Source organism: Nocardia cyriacigeorgica (genome assembly GCF_010858045.1).
GTDB classification, from domain to species: Bacteria; Actinomycetota; Actinomycetes; order Mycobacteriales; family Mycobacteriaceae; genus Nocardia; species Nocardia cyriacigeorgica_E.
This window is the reverse complement of sequence record NZ_JAAGVC010000183.1, coordinates 1-351: the sequence shown is the minus strand read 5'-3', so window position 1 is coordinate 351 and position 351 is coordinate 1. Positions and strand designations below refer to the sequence as shown.

Annotated in this window: 1 pseudogene; it reads left to right on the top strand. The window is 69.5% G+C overall.

Annotated features, from left to right (window positions below):
- A pseudogene (locus GV790_RS29275) lies at positions 1–351 on the top strand (FAD-dependent monooxygenase); the annotation flags it as partial.

Sequence of the window (351 nt, the reverse complement as noted above, 5' to 3'; positions counted from 1 at the left end):
GCTTCGGCGCGCTCACCGAAGCCGCCATCGACACCCCGTCCGAGACCATGGTTTTCGCGTTCGGCAAGCGCGCCTACTACCTGTACTGGCCCGAGGGCGAGGGGCGGATCGCGTGGGGTGCGAACCTGCCGCACAAGCAGTACCTGTCGCTGACCGACGCCCGCGCGATCCCGGCCGAGCACTGGCTGTCGGTACTGCGTGACACCTACGCCGAGGACACTCCCGGTGGTCAGCTGGCCCGCGCCACCACCGCGGATCAGCTCCAGATCACCGGCGCCCTGCACATCATGCCCCCGGTCCCGCACTGGTATCGCGGACGGATGGTGCTGGTGGGCGATTCCGTGCACGCGC